The 24,349-nt window shown below is 72.4% G+C and carries 25 protein-coding genes; 6 read left to right on the forward strand and 19 right to left on the reverse strand.

Annotated elements, in window-relative coordinates; translation table 11 throughout:
• Nucleotides 1–49: 49 nt before the first annotated feature.
• Entirely contained in the window at nucleotides 50–454 is a 405-nt protein-coding gene (locus ACLF5H_RS11980) for a hypothetical protein (protein WP_421676040.1), read from the reverse strand.
• 111 nt (nucleotides 455–565) lie between these two features.
• Here ACLF5H_RS11980 and ACLF5H_RS11985 point away from each other — a divergent pair, with 111 nt between their 5' ends.
• Entirely contained in the window at nucleotides 566–1,066 is a 501-nt protein-coding gene (locus ACLF5H_RS11985; protein ID WP_421676041.1) for a hypothetical protein, read from the forward strand.
• 9 nt (nucleotides 1,067–1,075) lie between these two features.
• Here ACLF5H_RS11985 and ACLF5H_RS11990 read toward each other — a convergent pair whose 3' ends face one another.
• Complete coding sequence (locus tag ACLF5H_RS11990) at nucleotides 1,076–1,753, reverse strand: pentapeptide repeat-containing protein (protein ID WP_421676042.1); 678 nt, start codon at nucleotides 1,751–1,753, stop codon at nucleotides 1,076–1,078.
• Nucleotides 1,754–1,920: 167 nt separating this feature from the next.
• Between ACLF5H_RS11990 and ACLF5H_RS11995 the strand changes: the two genes are divergently transcribed.
• Nucleotides 1,921–3,414 (forward strand): MFS transporter, encoded by a 1,494-nt coding sequence (locus ACLF5H_RS11995; protein ID WP_421676043.1) that lies wholly within the window; start codon nucleotides 1,921–1,923, stop codon nucleotides 3,412–3,414.
• Nucleotides 3,415–3,481: 67 nt separating this feature from the next.
• Here the strand turns inward: ACLF5H_RS11995 and ACLF5H_RS12000 are convergent, their stop codons facing one another.
• The 3 genes from ACLF5H_RS12000 to ACLF5H_RS12010 all read right to left on the reverse strand — a co-directional run bounded on the left by ACLF5H_RS12000 (nucleotide 3,482) and on the right by ACLF5H_RS12010 (nucleotide 6,389).
• Entirely contained in the window at nucleotides 3,482–4,132 is a 651-nt protein-coding gene (locus ACLF5H_RS12000; protein WP_421676044.1) for a hypothetical protein, read from the reverse strand.
• A gap of 174 nt (nucleotides 4,133–4,306) precedes the next feature.
• A complete protein-coding gene (locus ACLF5H_RS12005; protein WP_421676045.1) occupies nucleotides 4,307–5,713 on the reverse strand; it encodes an NAD(P)/FAD-dependent oxidoreductase in 1,407 nt (468 codons plus the stop codon).
• 10 nt (nucleotides 5,714–5,723) lie between these two features.
• Entirely contained in the window at nucleotides 5,724–6,389 is a 666-nt protein-coding gene (locus tag ACLF5H_RS12010) for a rhomboid-like protein (RefSeq protein WP_421676046.1), read from the reverse strand.
• 87 nt (nucleotides 6,390–6,476) lie between these two features.
• Here ACLF5H_RS12010 and ACLF5H_RS12015 point away from each other — a divergent pair, with 87 nt between their 5' ends.
• Both ACLF5H_RS12015 and ACLF5H_RS12020 read left to right on the forward strand, forming a co-directional pair.
• Complete coding sequence (locus tag ACLF5H_RS12015) at nucleotides 6,477–7,577, forward strand: right-handed parallel beta-helix repeat-containing protein (RefSeq protein ID WP_421676047.1); 1,101 nt, start codon at nucleotides 6,477–6,479, stop codon at nucleotides 7,575–7,577.
• 57 nt (nucleotides 7,578–7,634) lie between these two features.
• Nucleotides 7,635–8,699, forward strand: coding sequence for a methyltransferase (locus ACLF5H_RS12020; protein ID WP_421676048.1), 1,065 nt, complete (start codon nucleotides 7,635–7,637; stop codon nucleotides 8,697–8,699).
• Between the two features lie 88 nt (nucleotides 8,700–8,787).
• On the opposite strand, the gene ACLF5H_RS12025 is transcribed toward ACLF5H_RS12020, so the two are convergent.
• The 7 genes from ACLF5H_RS12025 to ACLF5H_RS12055 form a co-directional block, all read right to left on the reverse strand.
• Nucleotides 8,788–9,111, reverse strand: coding sequence for a TcmI family type II polyketide cyclase (locus tag ACLF5H_RS12025; protein ID WP_086805941.1), 324 nt, complete (start codon nucleotides 9,109–9,111; stop codon nucleotides 8,788–8,790).
• Between the two features lie 30 nt (nucleotides 9,112–9,141).
• Nucleotides 9,142–9,621 carry an SRPBCC family protein gene (locus ACLF5H_RS12030; protein ID WP_421676049.1) on the reverse strand — a complete coding sequence of 160 codons (480 nt, stop codon included), beginning with the start codon at nucleotides 9,619–9,621 and terminating at the stop codon, nucleotides 9,142–9,144.
• A 1-nt stretch (nucleotide 9,622) separates the two neighbouring features.
• Nucleotides 9,623–9,877: an acyl carrier protein gene (locus ACLF5H_RS12035; RefSeq protein ID WP_046422178.1), complete on the reverse strand. Its 255-nt coding sequence runs from the start codon at nucleotides 9,875–9,877 to the stop codon at nucleotides 9,623–9,625.
• A gap of 19 nt (nucleotides 9,878–9,896) precedes the next feature.
• Complete coding sequence (locus ACLF5H_RS12040) at nucleotides 9,897–11,141, reverse strand: ketosynthase chain-length factor (protein WP_421676050.1); 1,245 nt, start codon at nucleotides 11,139–11,141, stop codon at nucleotides 9,897–9,899.
• Between the two features lie 7 nt (nucleotides 11,142–11,148).
• On the reverse strand, nucleotides 11,149–12,408 hold the full coding sequence (locus ACLF5H_RS12045; protein ID WP_421676051.1) for a beta-ketoacyl-[acyl-carrier-protein] synthase family protein: 1,260 nt from the start codon (nucleotides 12,406–12,408) through the stop codon (nucleotides 11,149–11,151).
• Entirely contained in the window at nucleotides 12,405–12,863 is a 459-nt protein-coding gene (locus ACLF5H_RS12050; protein WP_421676052.1) for a cupin domain-containing protein, read from the reverse strand. The genes ACLF5H_RS12045 and ACLF5H_RS12050 overlap by 4 nt, the downstream gene beginning before the upstream one ends.
• 62 nt (nucleotides 12,864–12,925) lie before the next feature.
• The gene (locus tag ACLF5H_RS12055; RefSeq protein WP_421676053.1) at nucleotides 12,926–14,014 is read right to left on the reverse strand and encodes a SchA/CurD-like domain-containing protein; all 1,089 of its coding nucleotides are present in this window, start codon (nucleotides 14,012–14,014) and stop codon (nucleotides 12,926–12,928) included.
• Between the two features lie 210 nt (nucleotides 14,015–14,224).
• Here ACLF5H_RS12055 and ACLF5H_RS12060 point away from each other — a divergent pair, with 210 nt between their 5' ends.
• Complete coding sequence (locus tag ACLF5H_RS12060) at nucleotides 14,225–15,865, forward strand: FAD-dependent oxidoreductase (RefSeq protein ID WP_421676054.1); 1,641 nt, start codon at nucleotides 14,225–14,227, stop codon at nucleotides 15,863–15,865.
• Nucleotides 15,866–15,947: 82 nt separating this feature from the next.
• Here the strand turns inward: ACLF5H_RS12060 and ACLF5H_RS12065 are convergent, their stop codons facing one another.
• Entirely contained in the window at nucleotides 15,948–17,447 is a 1,500-nt protein-coding gene (locus ACLF5H_RS12065; RefSeq protein WP_421676055.1) for an MFS transporter, read from the reverse strand.
• Between the two features lie 55 nt (nucleotides 17,448–17,502).
• Between ACLF5H_RS12065 and ACLF5H_RS12070 the strand changes: the two genes are divergently transcribed.
• Entirely contained in the window at nucleotides 17,503–18,291 is a 789-nt protein-coding gene (locus ACLF5H_RS12070; protein ID WP_421676056.1) for a TetR/AcrR family transcriptional regulator, read from the forward strand.
• A 116-nt stretch (nucleotides 18,292–18,407) separates the two neighbouring features.
• Here ACLF5H_RS12070 and ACLF5H_RS12075 read toward each other — a convergent pair whose 3' ends face one another.
• The 6 genes from ACLF5H_RS12075 to ACLF5H_RS12100 all read right to left on the reverse strand — a co-directional run bounded on the left by ACLF5H_RS12075 (nucleotide 18,408) and on the right by ACLF5H_RS12100 (nucleotide 24,299).
• Nucleotides 18,408–19,547, reverse strand: a complete 1,140-nt coding sequence (locus tag ACLF5H_RS12075) for an NAD(P)/FAD-dependent oxidoreductase (RefSeq protein ID WP_421676057.1) — start codon at nucleotides 19,545–19,547, stop codon at nucleotides 18,408–18,410.
• Nucleotides 19,544–20,821, reverse strand: coding sequence for a threonine synthase (locus ACLF5H_RS12080; RefSeq protein ID WP_421676058.1), 1,278 nt, complete (start codon nucleotides 20,819–20,821; stop codon nucleotides 19,544–19,546). Before ACLF5H_RS12080 ends, ACLF5H_RS12075 begins: the two co-directional genes overlap by 4 nt.
• A gap of 116 nt (nucleotides 20,822–20,937) precedes the next feature.
• Entirely contained in the window at nucleotides 20,938–22,527 is a 1,590-nt protein-coding gene (locus ACLF5H_RS12085; RefSeq protein ID WP_421676059.1) for a class I adenylate-forming enzyme family protein, read from the reverse strand.
• Nucleotides 22,524–23,303, reverse strand: coding sequence for an SDR family NAD(P)-dependent oxidoreductase (locus ACLF5H_RS12090; protein WP_421676060.1), 780 nt, complete (start codon nucleotides 23,301–23,303; stop codon nucleotides 22,524–22,526). The genes ACLF5H_RS12085 and ACLF5H_RS12090 overlap by 4 nt, the downstream gene beginning before the upstream one ends.
• The gene (locus tag ACLF5H_RS12095) at nucleotides 23,300–24,019 is read right to left on the reverse strand and encodes an SDR family oxidoreductase (RefSeq protein WP_421676061.1); all 720 of its coding nucleotides are present in this window, start codon (nucleotides 24,017–24,019) and stop codon (nucleotides 23,300–23,302) included. The genes ACLF5H_RS12090 and ACLF5H_RS12095 overlap by 4 nt, the downstream gene beginning before the upstream one ends.
• Nucleotides 24,020–24,119: 100 nt before the next feature.
• Complete coding sequence (locus tag ACLF5H_RS12100; RefSeq protein ID WP_421676062.1) at nucleotides 24,120–24,299, reverse strand: MbtH family protein; 180 nt, start codon at nucleotides 24,297–24,299, stop codon at nucleotides 24,120–24,122.
• Nucleotides 24,300–24,349: the final 50 nt, after the last annotated feature.

The following is a 24,349-nucleotide window of genomic DNA, read 5'->3' on the forward strand; positions in this document are numbered from 1 at the left end:
CGAGGGCCCGGGGGTCCCCGTCGCCCGCTCCCGGTCCCGCCTCTCGTCCTCACCTCTCGTCGCGGTGCGTGAGGTGTCCGTCGGCGAGCCGCCAGTAGTGCTGGTGATCGGTCAGCCGCCAGGTCTCGTCGGCGGCGATCGCCCGGGTGATCCACGCGTGGAGCTGCGGGAGGGCGTGCGCCCGCAGCACGGCGCGGACAGCGGCGCGGCCGGTGGCGTCGACCGGGTGGACGTCCACGCGGAAGCCGACCGTGTCCGGATGGCGGCCGCGACCGTAGCCGCGCGGGGCCGGGGCGACCCATGCCGCGCCGAGGACGATGGTGCCGCTGTCCTGTCCCGTGAGGAACCGCAGATCCGTGACTCGGCTCCGGTGCGGGCCGAGACACGCGTCGATGTCGGTGGCGGTCAGGGGCCAGGAGCGGTGCCGGGGCAGTCTTCGATCGCGTGCGGGCATGGCAGGCATGATGGCGAAGGGGCCGCCACCGCGCCCACCGTTTTTCCGGCGGCCCGCGCCGGGACCGGCACCGCCCCCGGGGTCCCCGCGGCGCCGTGACACCATCGATCCGTGCTCGATATCGGCTACGCCCTCTCCAACCGGTTCCCGGACCCCCCGCAGACCGACTACCGCCGCGCGGACGTGCGCGCGCTGCGGCACGATCTGTTCTGCGGGGACGTGTATCTCGCGGACACCCGGTCGGACCGGGAGCTGTCCACAGCCTGGGGATGGGTGCCGGTGCTGGACTTCGCGTGGGCGCTGTGCGACATCGTGGAGCGGCTGGACCGGGACCCGATGGGCTCCCGCGCCGCCCGTCCGCAGCGGGCGGAGCTGGACTTCACCGAGTCCAGTGACCGGCTGCTGTTCGAGCGCCGCTTCGGCTGGGTCGACATCGCGGCCGACTGGCAGCCGCGGGACGAGGCCCCGCTCTCCTTCGCGCACGCCGAACTGCGCCGCGAGGCACGGGACTTCCTCCAGGACCTGGTCGCCGATCTCGTCGACCTGCACGAGGACCTGGGCGAGAACCCGGCGATCTGGACCCTCCAGTCCCGCTTTCCCCGCGTCGCGTAACGGGCTCGCTCACTCCACGCGTATCCCGAGCGCCGCCGCCAGCGCCGGGGCCAGGTCGAGCAGCTGGGCCGGGCCGATCACCGCGCCGGACAGCCGGTCGAGGCCCCGGGCGATCTCCAGCGGGGCGGCGCCGCGCAGATCGACGTCCTTCAGCGTGGCCCCGGTGAAGTCCGCCCCCTTCAGCGCGCAGTCCACGAACTCCACCCGCTCCAGGCGCGCGCCGCCGAAGTCGGGTTCGACCAGGACGCAGGACTCGAAGACCACGTCCCGCAACCGGGCCATGCGCAGATTCAGATAGTCGATCTTGCCGCCGCGCACCACGACCCGCTCCAGCACGGCGCCGTGCAACTGGGTGCCGCCGAGGCGCGGATCGGTCAGCTCGACATCGCGCAGGGTGGCCTCGGACAGATCCGTGCCGACCCCGCGGGGACCGGTGAGCGCGGTGTCCAGCACCCGGGCGTGCCGCAGCTTCGTCCCGTCGACGGCGCAGCCGCGCAGCGCGCAGTCCATGAACCGGGCGCCCGCCGCGTCCTGGCCCGTGAGGTCCGCGTCCGCGAACTCGAGGCCGTCGTAGTCCCCGTCGGGCTCCAGTCCGCCGCCGGCCCACGGCTCCAGCGGCGGCAGCCGCAGCTCCGGCCGCCGTGCGCCCCGTCCCACCCGGCTCCCGCCGGTCGTTCCCCTCGCCATGGGTCCCATGCTGCACCCCACCACTGACAATCACCGAAAAGCGCGGCGCGGGCGCCGGAAGATCGCCGCACCGTCGGAAAGGTCGTACCGGAACCCTGAGAAAACCCTGAGAATCAGGGCGAAGTCACCCAGATGCGGCACCTCCCGATCCATGGTGTTCTGGCCAGATGAGCATCGGCCGAACGGGTGAGTCCCGGGCCGCCGCGGAGGGTACGGATCCGCACCGCTGGTGGGGGCTGGTCGTCATCGCCCTGGCCCAGCTGATGGTGGTCCTGGACGCCACGATCGTGAACATCGCGCTCCCCTCCGCGCAGCGCGCCCTGCACATGTCCGACGGCAACCGGCAATGGGTGATCACCGCGTACACCCTTGCCTTCGGCGGGCTGCTCCTGCTGGGCGGCCGGATCGCCGATCTCGTGGGGCGAAAACGCACCTTCGTGATCGGCCTGGCCGGCTTCGCGCTCGCCTCGGCGCTCGGCGGGGCCGCGACCGGCTCCGGGATGCTCTTCGGCGCCCGCGCGCTGCAAGGGGTCTTCGCCGCCGTGCTCGCGCCCTCCGCGCTGTCCCTGCTGACCACGATGTTCACCGACCCCCGCGAGCGCGGCAAGGCGTTCGGGGTCTACAGCGCGCTGGCGGGCAGCGGTTCGGCGATCGGGCTGATCGTCGGCGGGGTGCTCACCGAGTACCTGACCTGGCGCTGGTGCCTGTACGTCAACGTGCCCATCGCGGCGCTCGCGGTCTTCGGCGCGTTCACGCTGCTGCACGACCGGCCGGGGCACCAGGACGTCCGGCTCGACGTGCCCGGTGTGCTGCTGGGCTGCGGGGGCCTGGTCGCGATCGTCTACGGCTTCGGCGAGGCCCAGCCGCGCGGCTGGTCGGACCCGCTGGTGCTCGCCATGCTGGCGGCCGGGGTGCTGCTGCTCGTGGCGTTCGTGTGGTGGCAGGCGCGGGCGCCGAGCCCGCTGCTGCCGCTGCGGATCCTGCGCAGCCGGGACCGGGCGGGCTGCCTGCTGACGATGACGTTCGCGGTGATCGGCATGTTCGGGCTGTTCCTGTTCATGACCTACTACCTCCAGGTCGTCCTCGGCTACTCGCCGGTCCGCACGGGTCTGGCGTTCCTGCCGATGACCGCCGCGATCGTCGCCGGGTCCACACAGATCTCGGCGCGGCTGCTGCCCCATGTGCCGCCGCGGCGGCTGCTGGTGCCGGGCATGCTGCTGGCGACCGGCGGGCTGCTGCTGCTCACCCGGCTGACCCCGCACTCCGCCTACGCCGGGGAGATCCTGCCCTCCCTGGTGCTGCTGGGGCTCGGCCTGGGGCTGACCTTCATGCCGGTGTTCGCCACGGCGACGGCGGGGGTCGCGCCGCGGGACGCCGGGGTCACCTCCGCGACCGTCAACACGGCCCAGCAGGTCGGCGGTTCGATCGGTACGGCGCTGCTGAACACGATCGCCACCACCAGCGCCGCCGCCTACATCGCCGCCCGCCCGCACCGGCCGGACACGGTCCCGGCCGGGGTCGTGCACGGCTACACCGTGGCCATCGCCTGGGCCGCCGTGATCATGCTCGTCGCCGCCCTGACCGCGGGCCTGATGGTGACCGCCCCGGCCCCGAAGCACGCCACCCCGGCCGGCAGTCAGGTGCGGGAGTCAGTGGGCTGAGACGGGAACGCGCCCCGCCGACGACGGCCGAGGCCTCGTCGACGGGGCGCGCCCCGTTCCGCGTCCGTCAGTCGAGCGGGACGTCGAAGTTCTTCGCGGTGATGTTCGTGCCGTCGGACGCCTTGGCCGCCAGGCGCTTGTAGCGCAGGACGAGCTTGTCCGCGTCCTTGGTGGGCGTGAAGACGACCCAGCCGGTCGAGGTCTTGCCGGTCTCGGCGTCCTTCAGCGGCGGGTAACCGGCCGCCTTGATCTCGTCGTCCAGGATGGTGGTGCTCGCCTGGTCGATGCCGTTGGGCATGCCGGTGAGGTAGAAGGACGTGGCGCCGAAGCTGTCGTAGTACTTCGAGCTCGCGGTGACCGTGACGTCGACCAGGACGACCTTCTCGTCCGCCAGCGCCGAGAACTTGGCCTTCGCCGCCGCCGACGGCTGGAAGTCCTTGATGTACTTGACGACGGTGGCCTTCTCGCCCATCACGTCGTCGTTGATCGTCTTGTTCACCGGCACGGCGGTGCCGGTGGCCGCGCCCCCGTTCCCTGCGGCCGACTGCGAGGGCGACGCCGCCGGGGAGGAGTCACCGGCCGTGGCCGACGCGGTCGGCGTGGGCGAGGACGCGGAGTCGGCGCCCGAGCCGGAATCGTCGTTGCACCCGGTGAGCAGCAGGGCGCACGCGGCCATCGCGGCGACGGCAGGAACGCTGGTGGCGACCCGTATACGCATGAAAAGAGAACCTCTCCCCGTAGAAGAAATGCGGGCCCGCCGCACGGTTGCCGTGGCAAAGCGGACCCGGTCATTCATCTGGTTGATGTGCAGCGGGGATCATACTGGCCGCCCCAGGTCGCGTTTTTGTCATGGTCCCGTTCCGCTTTCGTCAGGGGACCAACGCCCGGCGCCTCAGTGCCGTCCCGCCACCCGGTCCGCCGCCTTGGCCAGCCGCGAGGACTCCGCCGCCGGGTGAAGGCGTTCCCGGTGATCGGCCGTGTGGTAGGTGGCGTACATGCCGTGGACGCCGAGCCAGCGCAGCGGCTCGGGCTCCCACTTGCGCACCTGGTGGCCGACCCAGGGCAGCTCGGTGAGCGCGGTGCGGCCGGCCTGTCCGGAGTCCTGCTGGACGAGGTCGCGCAGGGTGCGGGCGGCGAGGTTGGTGGTGGCGACGCCGGAGCCGACATAGCCGCCCGCCCAGCCGAGCCCGGTGGCGCGGTCGAGGGTGACGGTGGCGCACCAGTCGCGCGGCACCCCGAGGACGCCGGACCAGGCGTGGGTGACGGCGACCCCGGCCAGGGACGGGAAGAAGCGCACCAGGATGTCCCGCAGCGCCTCGACGGTCGCCCGCTGGGTGCGGCCGTCGTTGTCCGTGCGGGAGCCGAAGCGGTACGGCACCCCGCGCCCGCCGAGCGCGATCCGGCCGTCGGCGGTGCGCTGCGCGTACATGTAGGCGTGCGCCATGTCGCCCAGCGTCTCCCGGCCCGCCCAGCCGATCGCCGCCCACTGCGCCTCGGTCAGCGGCTCGGTGGCGATCATCGAGGAGTTCATCGGCAGCCAGGTCCGCCTCTGGCCCTTGAGGGAGGCGGTGAAGCCCTCGGTGCAGCGCAGCACGTAGGGGGCGCGGACGGTGCCGTAGGGGGTGACGGCGTGCTGGGGGCGGATCTCGGTGACCGGGGTCATCTCATGGATCACCACGCCCAGCGCCTCGACCGTCGCCGCCAGGCCCTTCACCAGCTTCACCGGGTTCAGCCGGGCGCCGTGCGGGGTCCAGGCGGAGCCGACGGCGTCCGCGACCCGGATCCGCTCGGCCGTCTCCCGGGCGCCGTACAGCTCCCGGTCCTTCTCGCCGTACGACAGTTCGTGCGCGTGGAACGCCCGCAGCCGGGCCAGCTGCGCGGGGGTCGTGGCCACCTCCAGGACGCCGCCCTTGTGCAGATCGGCGTCGATGCCCTCCGCCCCGGCGACGGCGATCACCTCGTCCACGGTGTCGTTCATCGCCTGCTGGAGACGGACCGCGGCCTCCTTGCCGTGCAGCTTCGCGTAGCGGTCGCGGCCCGCGATGCCGTTGTACAGCCAGCCGCCGTTGCGGCCGGAGGCGCCGTATCCGCAGAACTTCTGCTCCAGGACGGTGATCCGCAGGAAGGGCGCGGCCTTCTTCAGGTAGTACGCGGTCCACAGGCCGGTGTACCCGCCGCCGACGATCACCACGTCCGCCGTGGCGTCCCCGGGCAGCGGTTCCCGTACCGCCGGGAGGCCGTCGTCCACGTACCAGAAGGAGATGCCACCGTTCACGACACTGCTCGCCGAGCTGCTCATGGCGGGGAACCTAACCCCTGAGCGCGGTCAGTGTCTCCTTCGGATTCCATGCTTTTCCGCGGCCTCTGGTCAGCGGATAGCAGGCCAGACCGATCAGCAGCGCGAGGAAATGTCCGATGTCGGTGAAGGTGGGCGCCTCGGTCAGGGGCAGCGCGAAGACGAGGGCGACGACGGCGAGGTAGGCGTAGCGCCAGGGGGCCGCGATGCGGTAGGTGAGGACGCCGACGACCCCGGCCAGGGCGTAACTGACGCCGATGTCCAGGGTGTTGGCCGCCGAGTGCGGCGCGATGCCGTCCCGGATCGCCTTCAGCAGCAGGCCCTCGCTGACCAGGGACGCGAGCACATGGGCCGCCACGCACACCAGCAGCCAGCGGGCGGTGCCGAGCCAGCGCTCGGCCGGGGCGTGGAAGACGGTGTACAGGAACGCGTACGGCAGCCAGCGCCCGCCGTCGATCCACATCGCGCTGGTGACCAGCACCCGCAGCGGGGTGCGGGACAGCTCGTGGATGTTGGTGGACCTGCGGCGCAGGAAATGCTGCTCGAAGCCGGGCGACATGTGGTGCACCGCGACGGTGGTGACGAACAGGACCGCCAGCCAGACGTAGGTGCCCGGGGCGCCGCGGACATAGCCCGCGACCGCCCCGAGTCCACGGCGGAGGGGGTTGACCCGGGTCACGTCGCCAGTATGCGTCCCCGCGCGCGGACACGCCGCCGATTGGCGTATCCACACATCTACGGATTATTCGGTCATAACGTACCCAGTATGAAGAGATGTCACATCGCTTACGCCGCGAGTGCCGTCGCGGCACTCGTCGGTTCGGGAATCGGTCTGGGCGCCTCCCCCGCGGCCGCCCTCCACCAGACCCTCGTGGTCCACCGGGGTGAATCGATCCAGAAGGCCGTGAACAGCGCGCGGCCCGGCGACACCGTGCTCGTGCTCCCCGGCACCTACAAGGAGAGCGTCACCATCAGCACGCCCCGGGTCACCCTGCGCGGGCTGGGCCCGGGCACGGTGCTCGAACCCGCCAAGAAGACGACGGGCGCGGCCCCGAGCAAGAACACCAAGGCCACCAAGAGCTGTGCCGAGGGCGGCAACGGCATCTGTGTGATCGGCACCAAGACGACGAACGTCGAGGGCGTCACCGTCGCCGATCTGAAGGTGACCGGCTTCAGCCGCGCCGGGGTGTTCGGCATGGCGACCGACACCATGACCGTACGGGGCGTCCAGGCCGTCAAGAACGCCGTCTGGGGCATCGCCCAGGAGCGTTCCGTGCACGGGCACATCATGGGCAACTACGCGCAGGGCAACGGCGACGCGGGGGTCTTCCTCGCCAACACCATCACCGAGGAGGCCGGTGCCCTCGACACCCGGCGGACGGTGATCGACCACAACCGGCTGGAGGGCAACCGCATCGGCGTCACCGTGCGGCGGCTGCGCAACCTCTCGGTGGCCGAGAACTACATCGCGGGCAACTGCGCCGGTGTGTTCGTCGTCGGCGACGAGAACAAGCCCAAGGCCGGTGACCTGGAGGTCGCCTTCAACGACGTCACCGAGAACAACAAGTCCTGCCCCAAGACCGACCGGCTGCCCGCCATCCAGGGCTCCGGCATCGTGCTGACCGGCGCCGAGAAGACCGTGGTGGACGGCAACCGGGTCACCGGCAACTCGGGCAGCTCCCCGCTGTCCGGCGGCATCGTGCTGTTCAAGAGCTTCGTGGGCGTCACCAACGACCAGAACCGCGTCAGCGGCAACGCGCTGGCCGGCAACGGGCCCGCGGACCTGGTCAACACCGAGACCAAGGGCATCGGCAACACCTTCGACCACAACGCCTGCCGGGTCTCCAAGCCCGCCGGCCTGTGCTGACCGCCCCACCACCGACCCGCTGGACCGACGCACGCCGAGAACGAAGGAAGGCGGCAGATGACCACCGCTGAGACGGCACCGCCGAACCGGGCCACCGACCAGGCCCCGACCGCCCCGCCCCCGCCGATGCGGCTGCGCGAACTCGTCTTCGGGGCGGCCCTGTCCGCCGCCGTACGGGCCGCCGCCCGCCTCGGTGTGCCGGACGCCCTCGGGGACACCCCGCTGAGCGCCGAGGCCCTCGCGGCCAAGGTGCGCACCGAACCCAAGCCGCTGCGCCGCATGCTGCGGGCCCTGGCCTGCTACGGCGTCTTCACCGAGCGGCCCGACGGCACCTTCGCGCACACCGACATGTCCCGGCTGCTGCGCGAGGACGACCCGAACAGCCTGCGCGCCATCGCGCTGTGGTGCACCGAGCCCTGGACCTGGGCCGCCTGGCCCAAGCTGGACGAGGCGGTGCGCAGCGGCCGCAACGTGGTGGAGGGCCTGTTCGGCAAGGAGTTCTTCACCTATCTGAACGAGGACGCGCCCCAGTCCGCGAACGTCTTCAACCAGGCGATGACCCGCTCCAGCGAGCAGTCGGCGCGGGAGGTCGCGGCCCTGCTCGACCTGTCGGGGTCCGCGTCCGTCGCCGACCTCGGCGGCGGCCAGGGCCATGTGGTGGCCTGCCTGCTGGACAAGTACCCGCAGATGCACGGCAGTCTGCTGGACCTGCCCCGGGTGGTGGAGAACGCGCTGCCGAGGCTGCGCGAGGGCGGCGACCTGGCCGGCCGCGCGCAGATCGTGCCGGGCGACGTCCGCGAGGCGATCCCGGTCAAGGCCGACGTCTACGTCATCAAGAACATCCTGGAGTGGGACGACGAGAGCACGGCCCGGCTGCTGCACAACGTCGTCCAGGCGGGCGGGCCCGGCACCCGGGTGATCGTCATCGAGAACCTGGTCGACGACACCCCGTCGATGCGGTTCAGCACCGCGATGGACCTGCTGCTGCTCCTCAACGTCGGCGGCGCCAAGCACACCACCGACAGCATGGTGAGCCGGCTCACCGCGGCGGGGCTCGCGGTGGACACCGTCCGGCCGGTGAACCCGTACCTGCACGCGTTCGAGTGCCGGGTGGGCGCCTGACGAGCGAGGCCGTACGAGAACGCCGGTCGCCGGGCCCGCTGCACCGCGGGCCCGGCGACCGGCTTTCCTGTGGACGCGAACCCGCGTATCAGGAGCGCTCCCAGAGGTAGAAGCGGCGCGCCATCGCGTCCTTGGGGGAGCGCCAGGTCTCCGGGTCGTACGCGCTGACGTATGCCGTCAGCCGTTCGCTGACGCCCCGGAACTCGGGGTGTTCGGTGACCTTGGCGATGGCCGGGCCCGGTTCGCGCTCGGACTCGATGAGGTGCATGTACACATCGCCGAACTGGAAGAGGCTGCGCCGGGTGACGCCCACGAGGTGGGGCAGCTCCCCCCGGTCGGACTCCTCGAAGATCTTCGCGATGTCGGGGGCCGAGCCCGGGGCCATCCGGGCGACGATCAGGGCCTGGTGCACGGTGATGCCTCCCTTGCGGTGCGGTGGCGCTCAGTCGGCGAGCGCCGGGGCGGGCCGGTGTCCGGCGGCGGCCTTCTCGATCTTGTCCCGGATCAGGGCCATCTGGACCTTGGAGTTCTTGTTGATGTTGTCGGTCATCCAGTCGTCGTCGACCGGTGCCTGGGGCTTCATCGCGAAGTCCTGCGTCCACACCATGCGGGTGCCGGCCGGGACCTCCTCGTAGGCCCAGTGGATGTCCATGTGGGCGAACGGACCGGTCTCCACCCGGCGCGCCTTGACGGTGCGGGTGGCGCGGTCGGGCTCGCGCTCGGAGACCCAGCTCCAGACGGTGCCGTTCTCGTCCGGGTGCATGGTGAGCCGGAAGGTGGTCTTCTCGCCCTCGCGCTTGAGCACCTCGACGGCCGCGTACTCGCTGAACAGCTGGGGCCAGCGCTCCAGGTCGTTGGTCATGTCCCAGACCAGGTCGAGCGGGGCCGCGACGGTGATCTCGTTCTGGGTGTGTCCTGCCATGTCAGGCTCCTGCCATCAGCGTGTTGTTGACGAGGTTGAGGAACTGCTGAGGGGTCTTGCAGCGCTCGGCGTCCACCGGCATCGGGGTGCCGTGCTCGTTCTCCAGCTCGCCGACGATGCCGAGCAGGCCGAGCGAGTCGACGCCGAGGACGTCGAAGCCGGTGTCCGGCTTGTCGTTGAGCTGCTGGGGGCTGACGGTGACCCCGGCCGCCTTCTTCATGAGGGCTGCGAGTTCTTCGACGGTGATCTTGGACATTGCTCTCCTCCTTTGCTGTTCACCGCGCGCTGGGGTGCCGCAGCACCAGCGCCGAGTTCGACCCCATGAGGCCCCGGCTGAGGACCAGCGCGGTGCGCGGTTCGGCGACCCGGGCGCGGCCGGTGACGAGGTCGAGGTCATGGCAGACGTCGTGGACGTTCGGGGTCGGCGGGATCAGCCCGTGCTCCATCGCGAGCACGGCCGCCGCGGTGTCCAGCACGGGGGCCGCGCAGTAGCCGCGGCCGGTGCCGGTCTTGGGCGCGGTGACCGGCACCCGGGTGCCATGGGCGCCGAGGGCGTCGGCGATGGCCAGTGCCTCGGCCCGGTCGGCCGCCGGTACCCCGAGGGCGTCGGCGAAGACGACGTCGACCTCCTCGGGCGCGCACTCCGCCTCGGCCAGCGCCTGCCGGATGGCCTGGGCGAGTCCCGCGCGGGACTCCGCCCAGCGGGAGGCGCCGGTGAAGGTGGCCGCGTGCCCGGCGACGTAGGCCCGGATGTCGGCGCCCCGCGCACGGGCCGCGTCGGCGGCCTCCACCACGAGCATCGCGCCGCCCTCGGCGGGCACGAACCCGCACGCGTCCTTCGTGAACGGCCGGTAGGCGCGCTCCGGTTCGCTCTCCCGGCTCAGCTCCTCGTAGCCGAGCTGGCAGACCACCGAGTACGGCGCGAGCGGCGCCTCGGTGGAGCCGGCCACGATCGCGTCGGTGCCGCGCCGCACCGCGCGGGCCGCGTGCGCGAGGGCGTCCAGACCGCCGGCCTCGTCGGAGGCGACGACCGAGCAGGGGCCCTTGAAGCCGCGGCGGATGGAGACCTGGCCGGTGCTCGCGGCGTAGAACCAGGCGATGGACTGGTACGGCCCCACGAACCGGCTGCCCTTGCCCCACAGCCGCTGGAGCTCGCGCTGGCCGAACTCGCCGCCGCCGGAGCCCGCGGCGGTGACCACGCCGATGGAGTACGGCGACTGGTCGGTGTCGGCCTGGCCGAGCCGGGCGTCGGTGAGGGCGAAGTCGGCCGCGGCCATGGCGTAGTGGGTGAAGCGGTCGGTCTGGACGAGGAAGCGCTCCTCGATGGTGTCCGCCGCCTCGAAGGCGCGGACCTCGCCGGCCACCTTCAGCGGCAGGCGCTCACACCCCTCGCGGGTCACCCGGTCCAGGACGCTGAGTCCCTCGTGGGTGGCCTTCCAGAAGGTGTCGGTGCTGATGCCGTTGGGCGCGACCACGCCGATGCCGGTGACGGCCGCGCGCCGGTCCTGGGGTTCGCTCATCTCGTCCTCACTCCCTCGGCCGGGTCAGGATCACCGCGGACTGGAAGCCGCCGAACCCGCTGCCCACGGAGAGCACGCTGGTCAGCTTCCGCTCGCGGGCGGTACGCGGCACGTAGTCGAGGTCGCACTCGGGGTCGGGGGTCTCGTAGTTCGCGGTCGGCGGTACGGCCTGCTCGGCCAGGGCCAGCACGCAGGCGACCAGTTCGATGGCGCCGATCGCCCCGAGGGAGTGGCCCACCATGGATTTGATGGAGCTCATCGGGGTGTCGTAGGCGTGCTGCCCGAGCGCCCGCTTGACGGCCGCCGTCTCATGGCGGTCGTTCTGCCGGGTGCCGGAGCCGTGCGCGTTGACGTAGTCGATCGCCGTGGGGTCGAGCCGGGCCTGGTCGAGGGCGGTCGAGATGGCCCGCGCCATCTCCAGGCCCTCCTTGGTCAGACCGGTCATGTGGTAGGCGTTGCCGAAGGTCGCGTAGCCGCCGAACTCGCAGTAGACGTGCGCGCCGCGGGCCCGTGCGTGCTCCAGCTCCTCCAGGACGAGCACCGCGCCGCCCTCGCCCATGACGAAGCCGTCACGGTTGTTGTCGAAGGGCTTGGAGGCGTGCGCGGGGTCGTCGTTGTTCGGTGACGTGGCCTTGATCGCGTCGAAGCACGCCATCGTGATGGGGGATATGGGCGAGTCCGACGCACCGGCTATGCAGATGTCGGCCCGGCCCTCCTGGACGGTGTGGAAGGCGTATCCGACGGCGTCCAGGCCCGAGGTGCAGCCGGTGGAGACGGTCTGCACCGGACCCTGGGCGCCGAATCGTTCCGCCACCGCGGAGGCGGCGGTGCTCGGGGAGAACGCCCGGTGCAGCTGGGGCCGCGCCCGCTCGTGGTCCACGTCCCAGCGCTCGCCGCCATGACTGACCAGCACGTAGTCGTTCTCCAGGCGGGTGGTGCCGCCGACCGCGGTGCCCACCGACACCGCGATCCGCCAGGGGTCCTCCCGCGCCAGGTCGAGACCGGAGTCGCGGACCGCCTCGTCGCCCGCGACCAGCGCGAACTGGATGTAGCGGTCCGCCCGTTCCACCTGCTCGGCGTCCAGGCCGTGCGCCGCCGGGTCGAAGTCGCACTCGGCGGCGATCCGCGAGCGCAGCTGGGAGGGGTCGAAGAAGGTGATGCCCCGCGTCGCGGTCCGGCCGTGCGTGAGCAGATCCCAGAACGCGGGGGTGCCGATGCCGCCCGGGGCGACGATGCCTATGCCGGTGACCGCCACGCGCCGGGTCATGACCTGACCCCTCCGCCGTCGGCGCCCGCCCCGGCCGGCTCGGTCAGCACCGCGGCCGCGCCGATCACCGACGTCTCCTCGGTGTCGACGTGCCCGAGCTGCGGGCGGGGCGCCAGCGGGCCGAGGTGGAAGACCATCCGGGCCTCCACCGTGCCGACGTTGCGGAACCGGTGGCGCATGTCGATGGGGATCATCAGGCCCTGCTCCGGGCGCAGTACGTGCGGCTCGCCGTCCAGGTCGACCTCCAGCTCACCGCAGACGACGTAGACGAACTCCTCGGAGTAGGGGTGGTAGTGCTCACCGATGCGGTCGCCGGGCTGCACGATGGCCACACCCATGAAGCCGCTGGTGGAACCGACCGTGGCCGGGGTGAGCATGGCGCGCAGATCGCCGCCGCGCCGCGTGTTGGGCTCGGTCTCGCTGAGATCCACGATTCTCGGACGGGGTTTGATCACGACGTTCCTCCGGTGGATGTGATCGGGCTTCTGGGTGTGGCTCCCGGGAGCGGACGGGCCGCTCAGACCTCTGGCGAGCGGCGGTCGGTGACCAGCTCCATGCCGGCGGTCTCACCGGCCAGCAGCTCGCGCAGCTCGGCGGCAAGCGCCGGGTCCCGGGGCAGCGGGTCCACGTCCGCGCCCTCGGCGGCGAGGTCCACCAGCCGCACCACGACGTCCTCGCGCTCGAAGACCGTGCTGCGCAGCACCTGGCTCGACGGGTCGTCGGTGGCCGCCGAGTCCGCCTTGGCGAGCAGCTCCGCGAGCTTCATCCCGCGGCCCGCCTTGGCCGGGTAGTACAGGGCCCGCCGGGTGCCCTCGGGCCGGTCGTCCGCCATCACGTGGTGCACGGCGGGCAGCGCCGCCCGGGTGAAGAACAGCCGGGCCGACTCCTGGTCGTTCAGGTCCCGGTCCTGCTCCAGGTAGGGGTTGATGGCCTCCTCCACGGCCCGCACCTCGGGCGAGCGCGAGACATGGCGCAGGGCGGCCAGCAGATCGCCGCGCACCTCGATGGCCCGCACCACCCGGTTGCCGTGCATGAACAGCGAGGTGCGCAGAAGCCGCGTGGAGTCGTCCACCCGCGGCTCGGGCGCCGCGTAGTCGGCGAGCAGCTTGGCGACCTTGTCCTCGGTGCCCGGCTTCACGGTGAAGGTCAGCGCGTGCCGGATCACTCCGTCACCGATGCGCACCTCCGTCTGGAGCCGGCCCCGGGCGGGCGCGTCGGTCTCGTAGGCGCGGCCGGTCTCGCGGACGATGTGGAAGCGCAGCGAGCGGGTGTTGCGCACGCAGGAGTGCAGCGGCTCCACCATCCGCACGTGCTCCTCGCTGTTCACCCAGGTGAGGAACGGCGGGGCGCTCTCCCACTCGCTGGTGATGAGCCATTGGGATGGATTCTCGATGGACTGGCAGAGTTGGTCGCTGACATGGCCGGGAACCGACGCAACCTGGTTGCAGAGCTGCTCGTACGCCTCCAGGAACTGCTGCTGCGCGCCGTCGAAGACATCGACCAGCAGAACGACCCGGAGCCGCGAGCCGTCGAACACGGACTGGGAGACACGCTTCGACGCGTCGCGCGCCGGTGCTTCTGACAGACGTTCAGAGGTGGTGGTCATGGTGCGGGCATCTCCTTGGCGGGGGATCTCGGGTGCGCCGGTCACCGCCGTGACGCGACGTCAGCGCTTCTTGATCCTGTGCCGCTGGCCGTAAGCCCGCGACTCGTAGGAACCACGTGGGTGATCCCGCGCGCAAATGGCCCCAACAACGGTGATACCGGGCATGAGACTCACAGGCGCCTTGTACGCACCCCTGCCTCTGGAGGCTCGATGCATCACACAGCCGACCACCGGGTTCCCGTCCTCATCGTGGGCGGCTCACTGGTGGGCCTGTCCACGTCCCTGTTCCTCGGCCGCCTCGGCGTGCGCCACATGCTGGTGGAGCGGCACTCCGGGACCTCGCACCACCCGCGCGGACGCGGCAACAACGTCCGCACGATGGAACTCTTCCGGGTGGCCGGCATCGAGCCGGACATCAAGGCGGCGGCCTCCCTGCTCGCCGACAATCACGGCATCCTGCAGACCCCGACCCTGGTCGGCGAGGCCGGCGAGTGGCTGTTCAAGGAGATCGACCCCGGCGGCGGCCTGCGGAGGTTCAGCCCCACCGCCTGGAACCTGTGCAGCCAGAACGACCTCGAACCCGTCCTCGTGGACGGCGCCCGCGAACTCGGCGGCGACCTGCGCTACCACCACGAGATGGAGTCCTTCGAACAGGACGCCGACGGGGTGACCGCGATCGTCCGCGACCGCTCCACCGAGGAGCGCTACACCGTGCGCGCCGACTACCTCGTCGCCGCCGACGGCCCCCGCAGCCCCGTCCGCCATGCCCTCGGCATCGGCCAGAGCGGCCCCGGCGAGCTGTTCGCCAACGTCAGCGTCACCTTCCGCTCCACCCGTCTGGCCGACGTGGTCGGCGACCGCCGCTTCATCTGCTGCTACCTCACCCACCCCGACGCCGACGGCGCCCTGCTCCCCGTCGACAACAAGGAGCGCTGGGTCTTCCACGCCCCCTGGCACCCCGAACTCGGCGAATCCCTGGACGAGTTCACCGAGGAGCGGCTCCAGCGGCACATCGCCGCCGCGGTCGGCGTGCCGGACCTCGATGTGAGGATCACCGGAATGGCGTCCTGGCGCGCCGCCGAACGGGTCGCCGACTCCTACGCGGCGGGCCGGGTCTTCCTCGTCGGCGACTCCGCCCACGAGATGTCCCCCACCGGCGCGTTCGGCTCCAACACCGGCATCCAGGACGCCCACAACCTCGCCTGGAAGCTCGCCGCCGTCCTCGACGGCTGGGCCGGCCCCGCGCTCCTCGACAGCTACGGCGCCGAGCGCCGCCCGGTCGCCGTCGCCACCAGCGCCCGCGCCTCCGCCCGCTCCGTCGAGCACAGCCACCCCGGCTTCGCCCCGGCCCCCGGCGTCGGCGGCGCCAAGCGCGGCGGCATCCTCAACGTCGTCCTCGGCTACCACTACCCCGAGGGCGCCGCCGTGGGCACCGACCCCGAGGCGCCGATCGTCCCCGACGCGCTCTCCCTCACCGGCCGCCCCGGCACCCGCGCCCCGCACCTGTGGCTGCGCCAGGCCGCCCGCCGGCTGTCCACCCTGGACCTCTACGAGCGCTCCATGGTGCTGCTCACCGACGCCCCGGACGACGCGGGCTGGTACGACGCCGCCCGGCGCGTGGCCGCCCTGGACGGGGTACGGCTGGACGCCTACCGGATCGGCCCCGGCGGCGACGCCGACCTGATGTACGACACCGAGGGCGACGACTGGGCCGAGCTGCACGGCGTCGGCGCCGACGGCGCGGTCCTGGTCCGCCCCGACGGCTTCGTCGCCTGGCGCGCCCAGGGCGCCTCCCCCGACCCCCAGGCGGCCCTCAGGGACGCCCTGAAGGCCGTACTGCACCGGGTCTGAGCCGCAGAAGAAGCCGCAGGGAAAAGGGAAAACGGCACAGGGCCGCCCGGGGGACGGCCCTGTGCCAGGGGAGGCCTCCCGATCACACCGGGTCCGCCGACCGGGGGTTTTTCGGCGAGTCGGCGGGAAGGGGAGGCCTGGTCTCGTTTCCGGCGCGCCGCGGCAGGAAGCGGTCCGCACCGGCGATCAGCAGCGCCACGCAGGTGAGGGCGGTGGCGCCGTAGAGGCTGTGGCTGGTGGCGCGCGGGAAATCGCCGCGGGTGGCGGCCAGCCGGTTGTAGAAGAGGGTGGCGGCGACGGCGGTGCCCAGCGAGGTGCCGACGCGCTGTCCGGTCTGCAGCACGGCGGCGGCGGTGCCGCTGCGGGCGGGGGGTACGTCGGCGAGGGCGAGGGTCTGGTTGGGGCCGATGACCAGGCCGCTGCCGAGACCGGCGACGAGCAGGGGGCCGAGTACGTACAGCCAGACCTGGCCGTGCGGGTGATGGCCGATGACGGCGGCGGTGCCGCCGAGGCCGAGGGCGACGGCGGCGATCCCGGCGACGACCATGGTGCGGCCGGCCCGGAAGACGGCACGGCCGCCCAGGGTGGAGGTGACGGCGGAGCCGAGGGCGAAGGGCAGCCCGGTGGCGCCGGCCGCGAGGGCGGAATAGCCGTGCCCCTGCTGGAGGTAGAGCGTCAGCACCAGCAGCAGACCGGTGTATCCGGCGAAGTACACCGAGCCGACGGCGCTGCCGGCCCCGAAGGAGCGGGCCCGCAGCAGCGACAGGTCGACCAGCGGTTCGCGCCCCGCCCGCCGCCACACCGTCTCCCATCCGACGAAACAGGCGAGCAGGGCGGCCGCGAGACCGAGCAGCCACCAGCGCACCGACACGCTCCGCTGCTCCTGTTCGATCATCGGCAGCAGGACTGCGGCGACGCCCCCGCCGAGCAGCAGGACGCCCACCAGGTCCAGGCCGCGACCGGTGCCGCGGGCCGCCGTCCGCGGCAGCCACAGGGCGCCCAGCACCACGGCCAGCAGCCCGATGGGCAGGTTGACCAGGAACACCCAGCGCCATCCGCTGTGCACCCCGGCCGCCTGGATCAGCAGCCCGCCGGCGAGGGGCCCGACGGCGGTGGAGATCGCGATCGAGGCGCCGTACAGACCGAAGGCCCGGCCCCGCTCCGGTCCCCGGAACAACTGCTGGACCATGCCGATGACCTGCGGATTGAGCAGTCCGCCCGCCACCCCTTGGAGCAGCCGCGCGACGACCAGCCAGGTGGGGTTCGGCGAGAGGGCGCACAGCACGCTCACCGCGGTGAAGAAGGCGAGGCCGCCCAGGAACATCGTCTTGCGGCCGAGGAGGTCGCCGAGCTTGCCCGCCGGGACGAGCGCGAGCCCGAAGGTCAGGGTGTACCCGGAGACGACCCAGGACACGTCCGCGGGCGAGGCGCCGAGCCCCCGCTGCATCGAGGGCAGGGCCACGTTGACGATGCTGACGTCGAGCAGGGTCATGAACCCGGCGATCAGGCAGACCGCCAGGGCCCGCCAGCGGCGGGGATCAAGGGCCCCGGCGTCGTTCGCGGGGACGCGCTGTGGTGTCATGCTTACACCGTACACGGACATGCTTACGCCGTAAATTCACGGTAACGTCGTACACATGGATGCTGACCGAGCCCACAGCCGCGCCGCCGGGCGGGACGCCGCCGGATCCGCGGCCGAGCCCGCGATGTCCGTCTGGCAGCGGCTGGCCCAGCCGACCCCGTCCCAGCGCCCGGTCCTCACGCACGCCCGGATCGTGGCGGCCGCGCTCCGCGTCGCGGACACCGACGGCCTCGACGCCGTCTCCATGCGCCGGCTGGCCACGGAGCTCGGGGTCTCCGCCATGACCTGCTACCGGTATGTCTCCGGCAAGGAGGACATCATCGAGCTGATGCTCGACAAGGTCCGCGCGGAGATGCTCCTGGAGCGGCCGGGCGGCTCCTGGCACGAGGTGCTGCGGGACTCGGCGCTGCGCTTTCGCCAGGTGGTCCTGCGGCATCCGTGGATGACGGAGGTGCCGGGCCGGATCCTGTTCGCCCCGACGCCCGCGCATCTGGCGCTGGTGGAGCAGCAGTTCACCGCGCTGGACGGCCTCGGCCTGACGATGGAGCAGATGGCCGACATCGCGGGCGCGGTCACCGCGTACGCACGCGCGCGCACCCATGACGAGATCACCCGCGCCCGGCTGCGCGCCCCGGAGGGCTGGACCAGCGGCGGGGAGGCCCGGGAGGCGAACCTGGCCCGGCTGTCGTTCCTCCTCGAAGCCGGTGACTACCCGCTCTACCAGCGCTACGTCCGCGAGGCCTCACCCCACGAGGACGAGGACGCCCGCTTCACCTTCGGCCTGGACTGCCTCCTGGACGGCATAGCCGCCCGCCTTGACCTTCCCCGGCGGGCCCCCCGCTGACGCCGGGCGCACGGCTCGCGGGCCCCCGTCGAAGGCCGCGGCGTGGGCGCGGGACTGGGCTTCGGGGCCGGTTCAGCTCCCCGTGGCGCGGGCGCCGGTCAGAAGGTGTTCGCGGCTCATCCGAAGCGCGCGGGCCGGAACGCGGCCAGCTCCGGCGCCTCGCGATCGTCGACGAGTTCGCCCGCGACCAGCTCGGCGAGGTGCGGCGCGAGCGTGACCCCGCTGTGCGTGACCAGCACATAGAGGCCGGGCAGGCGTTCGGTGAAGCCCGCCACGGTGAGGCCGTCCGCGGGCAGCGGCCTGACCCCCACCCGTACCCGCTCGACGGGAACGTCCGCGAACGCCGGAAACACCTTGCGGGCCCGGTCGATGAGCATCGGTCCGAGACCGAAGACGCCCTGATCGCTCCGGGGCACGCGGGAGCCCGCGCCGTCGCCGCCGAGGACCGCACGACCGGTGGCGGTGGGCCGCAGACCCATGTCGGGAGTGTGCAGGATCCGGCGCAGCGGTACCCGCAGCGCGGCGGTGTCGGCGAGCCCGCCCACCGCGAGATAGCGCTCGTCGCCGGGGCCGCGCGAACGCCGGTCCCCCTCCTCGATCAGGGGGACGGTGATCGAGGAGGCCGCGAGGAGCCGCTGGGTGGCCGCGCCCGCGGCGCACACCACCTGATCGGCCAGGATCTCTTCGCCGTCGGCGAGCACGACCTTGGTGCGCGCGCCCGAGGGCTCGAACCGGGCCACCGGGCAGTGCGCGCGGATCTCGGCCCCGGCCGCCCCGGCCTGGTCGAGCAGGTCGGCGATCATGCGTTCGGTGTCCACCCAGCCCTCGGCGGGGAACCATGCCGCGTCCAGCGCGCGCCCGGGATCGATCACCGGGTCCAGCTCCGCGGCCTGCCGGGCCGTGATCCGCTCGGCCCGGTAGCCGCGCGCGGCCAGATCGGCGACGACGGCGTCCAGGGCGGCGGACGACGCGGCGTCCGTGGCGATCTCCACGTTTCCCACCCCGTGGAACCAGCGCCGTCCTGCGGCGTGCTCCGCCAGGCGGTGGTAGGCGGCGAGGCCGTCGGCGTTGAGCCGGAAGTACGCGTCGGGCTTTTTCTTCTGGGCGTTCGCCCAGGCGAACGTCGAGGCGCTGGCGCCCGACCCGGGCGTCGCCGCCTCCAGCAAGGTCACCGGGACCGATCGCGCGGCCAGCGCGTTCGCCACGCCCGCGCCGAGCAGTCCGCCGCCCACGATCACCACACGGGATCGCTTCATATGAGAGCACCTTCCTCGGTCCAGGTAGTGGTGGAGGCGGGCACCTGCGCGACCGGCCGGTCGCCGCCGGTCAGATTCACGAGGGCCACCGAGTCCGGGGTCAGGGTGCCGTCCTCGGCCGCCCGCATGACACCGGCGAGCGCTGTGGCGCTGGCGAAGCAGCCGCGCACACCGGCCATGTCGAGGAGCAGCCGGCGTGCCCGCCTGATCCGGTCCTCCTCGGCCGCGAGGATCTGCCCGCCGCTGTTGCGGCACAGATCCCTGATGTACGGATAGGTCGCGGTCGGGTCGCCGCGCAGGATCGCGTAGGCCAGGCCCTGCGGGTTCCTGATCACATGGCGGGGCTCGATCCGTTCCGCGTCCTCCCCGAAGGCATGGGCCATGGGGGCGCAGGACGCCTGCTGCACCGCCATGAAGGCCGGGAGCTTGCCGAGGCGTCCCAGTTCCCGGTACTCGACCGCGCCCTTGAGTGCGCCGAGCAGGCCCATGCCGCTGCTGACGGCCTGGAAGACGAAGTCCGGCTCGACCGGCATCTGGTCGAACGCCTCCAGGTACGCCAGCTTGAGCCCTTCCCTGCGGGCCAGGTTGAAGAAGCCGCCCTCCCAGAAGTGGCCCTGCTCGCGCGCGAACCGCTGGGCGACCTTGCCGGCCATGACGAACTCACCGTCCACGACGTGCGTGGTCACATTGGGGTGGTCCGGGTAGTTGAGCCGGCTGACGAAGGCACGGCCGACGAAGATGTGCAGCCGGAAGCCGGGAAACAGCGCGGCCGCCCGCGCGTAGGCGGTGGAGGTGTTGCCGGTCGAGGACAGCACGAGTTCGTGAATGCCCAGTTCCGCGAAGCGGGACAGGCACAGGGACGCGACCCGGTCCTTGGTCGACCGGGTCGGGTTGGCCGACTCGTCCTTGACGAACAGCCGGCCGACGCCGATGGCCGCGGCGAGTTCCGGCACCTCGAAGCACGGCGTGTTGCCCTCTCCGCCCCAGCGGCCCGAGGCGCGGTCGCGCAGCGGCAGCAGCGAGAAGTAGTGCTGCAGGGGGTCCGGCCCCTGGCGCGTCTCCGGTACGGCCGCCTGGTCCAGGTCGTAGAAGGCGTCCAGGGCGCCGTCGCAGGCGGCGCAGCGGGTGCTCGGCGACTCGGGCTGCTCCCGGCCGCACAACAGACAGAAGTAGCGGACGACTTTGTCCGGTCCGGTCGCGGAGCCGCGTATCTTGCGTATCAGGCTCTCGTAGTTGGCGGTGATGCTCTCGTGGTTTCCGGTATCGGCTGACAATGGCCTCATCCTTACGATGGCATGCGAAGAACGCTCCGTCAGGAGAGAGCAGGGCAGGGCCCTTCCGGGCGGAGAGTGTGTGCGGGTGTCAGATGGGCTGGTGCGCGCTTTGGCCGTCAGTCCGCCGCGAGCACCGCCGTGTCCCCGGGGGCCGTGGCAAGGCCGCGCTCGCGGACCAGCCGACGGTCCACCTTGCCGCTGCCGTTGACCGGGAACCGCCGCCAGCGCACGAAGCGGACCGGCGCGTGCGTCGGTGTCATCGCCTCGGCCACGTGGGCGCGCAGCGCCTCGAAGGCCGGCGGGTCGTCGGACCGCAGGACCACGGCCGCGTGCAGCTCCTCGATCAGGTCGGAGCTCCGATGGGGGTACACGTACGCGTCGATCACGCCCCGGTGGCCGACGAGGACCTTCTCGACCTCGCTGGGGTGGACCTTCGTGTCATGCACCTTGACGACGTCGTTCATACGGCCGCTCAGCCGCAGCCGGCCGTCTTCGTCCAGGCGGCCGAAGTCCCCGGTGTGGACCCACCCGTCACGCAGCACCTGGGCGGTCAGCTCCGGATCGGCGGCATAGCCCGTCATGACGAGCGGGCTGCGGACGACCACCTCACCGGTCTCTCCCCGGGGCAGTTCCCGGCCGGTCCTGGGGTCCTGGACGACCACCTCGACACCGGGCCGCGGGCGTCCCACGCTGGACAGCCGCTCGGGTATGTCGTGGTCGGCCGGGGTCAGCATGGAGATCTGCCCGGTCTCGGTCGTCCCGTAGGAATGGTGGAGCACTCCGGGAAAGAGCTTGACGGCTTCCCGGACCCGTTCCGGGGAGGCCGGGCATCCCACGTACAGCAGGCGCCGCAGCGAGGAGAGATCGGCGGTGCCGACACCGGGGTGGTTGACCAGCTCGTAGAACTGGGGGACTCCCATGAGCGTGTCCGTGACGCGGTACTCCTCGATGTCCGCAAGGAGCGCACCGGGGTCGAACCCGGTGCGCAGCACCACGCTTCCCCCGGCGGCGACGGCCGTGTCCACCAGCAGTCCGCCGGTGTGCGTGACCGCGCTCATCGCGAGGAAGACCTTGTCGTGGTCGAGGGTGGACGACTCGGCCAGCACCACCCTGTTCCAGGCCGCGAAGGGCTTGACCACGCCCTTGGGCCGGCCCGTGCTTCCGCTGGTGTAGAGCACCAGGGCGTGCGCGGGAACGCGTGCGGAGAAGCCCGGCGGCGGCCCCTCGACGGGGTGCCCGTCGGCGGTCACCGGGCCGGAGAGCGGTGCGCCGAGCTCGCACAGGCCGGTGCCGTCGGGCAGCAGGGCCCGCATGCGCGCGGCTTCCTCGCGCTGCGACTCGTCGTGGACCAGCACGCGCGCACCGCACTCGCGTGCCATGCGGACACGGCTTCGCGTGTCCAACTGATGCGTGGTGGTTCCGTGGTTGGCCCCGGACACGGCGACCACCGTGCCGCCCATGAGGTGCACGGCGTACCGGGCCGCCAGCAGCCAGGGGCTGTTCACCTCGGTCAGGAGGGCGACGGCGGCGCCGGGGCGGACATCGAGTGCGGTCAGCGCGCCGACGACGCGCAGGACGGCCGCGCGCAGTTCGGACCCGGAGATCACGGTCTCGCCCCAGTGGACGACCGGGCGTTCGCCGCCGTCGAGCCGGTCGAGGATGCGGAGCGCGTAGTGCGCGTCTTCGGTGCTCTTGGTGCTTGTCATGATGTGGCTACCGTTCCTCGGCTGGTGGGGGTGGTGGCCGGCGCGGGCCACCGAGCCATCGGGCTTCCGCTGAGATAGGCGCCCTGCCCGGAGAGAGCCGCCGACGGACCGTCGAGCAGGAAGAGGGCGTACTGGGCGATGTCGTCCGGGTAGCTCCCGGTGTCCGTCGGCGGTGGAGCGCCGATCGGCGGGCGGGCGCCGGGCCGGAGTCCGGCCGGTGCGGCGAAATGGACGGTGATGCCCAAGGGGGCCAGTTCCGGTGCGAGGGAGGCGGTGAAACCGGCCGTCCCGGCGACCACGGTCCGGTCCCCGCGCCCGCCTCCCCGCTCCGGTGACGAGGGGCGGACGACATTGAGGATCCGGCCGCCGCCGCGCAGCATCTCCCGGGCGACGGCCCGGTTGGTGACGAAGAGGGTCCGCAGGGCACGCCGGGCCGCCGCGTACCTCTCCGCCGCGCCGCCATGGTCGTTTCCGGCGTCCTCCGTGCCGCCGACGCAGGTCAGCAGGACGCTCGGCCTGCCGAGCACGGATCGGACATGTGCGAGGGCGGCTGAGAACGCGGCGGTGTCGGACGGGTCCGCCGCCACCGTGACGCATCGCCGGCCGGTGGCACCGATCCGCCGCAGCGCCTCCTCGGCCGGGGCCCTGGGGCCGGGGTCCACCAGCGCGATGTCCATGCCGGACGCCGCGAGGCGCACGGCGGTGGCCAGCCCCGCGCCCTCGGCCGCCCCCGCCAGGAGGGCCACTCTCCCGGCACGTACCGGCTCCTCGTTCATGGCTGTCCCCCGTCGACGTACACGGTCTGTCCGGTCAGGAAGCCGGAGTCCGGGCCGGTGAGAAAGGCCACCACCCCGGCGATGTCCTCGACGGAGCCGACCCGGCCGAGCGCGGACCGGGCGGCGGCCTGGTCCAGGAACTCGCCGCGGTCGACCCCGAGCCGCTCGGCCAGGGCGTCCACCATGGGGGTGGCGACGAAGCCCGGGGCGACGGCGTTGACGGTGATGCCGCTCGGGCCCAGTTCGGCGGCCAGGTCGTGGGTGAGTCCCGTGACCGCGGCCTTGGCCGCCGCGTAGTTGGACTGGCCGGGGTTCCCGTCGGCGGCGACGGACGCGAAGTTGACGATGTGTCCGCCGCGCTGCCGCCGCATCTGCTCCACGGCGGTCAGGCACCACAGCAGGGTCCCGCCGAGGTTGACGTCCAGGACCGCGTCCCATTCGTCGTCCTCCATGGTCAGCAGGAGCCGGTCCCGGGTGATGCCCGCGCAGTTGACGAGGACGTCCAGCCGGCCGAAGACCCGGACGACCTCCCGCACGGCCGCGCCCACCTGGCCGGTGTCCGCCACGTCGCAGCCCAGGCCGAGCGCCGTGCCACCGGCGGCCCGGAGCGCCGCCACCGTCCGGGCGGTGTCGTCCTCGGTCCTGTCGACCACGACGACCGAGGCCCCCGCCGCGGCGAGCCGCGCCGCGACGGCGGCTAGATCGGAAGAGCACACGTCGCCGCGACGGCGGCTCCGATCCCGCGGCCCGCGCCCGTGACGACCGCCACGCGGCCCGCCCCGGCCCGGCCGGACGGCGGTGCCGTACCCGGTGCGGTCATCGCCCGGTGCTCGGTTCGCCCGTCTCCAGGTACCTGAGGCAATCGGCCCGGCCGACCGGACCGTGGACGGTCTGCCAGCCGCTGGGAACGTCGGTCCCGGACGGCCACAGCGACTGGTGTCCGGCATCGTTGCGCAGCACCAGATAGCTGCGCTGTTCGTCCTCGAACGCGCTCATGGTTTCGCTGTCCCTCCTGACATGGTGCGGACGGTCTTCGGTACGGACGC

It is taken from the genome of Streptomyces sp. LaBMicrA B280 (assembly GCF_049222185.1).
Classification (GTDB): Bacteria; Actinomycetota; Actinomycetes; order Streptomycetales; family Streptomycetaceae; genus Streptomyces; species Streptomyces murinus.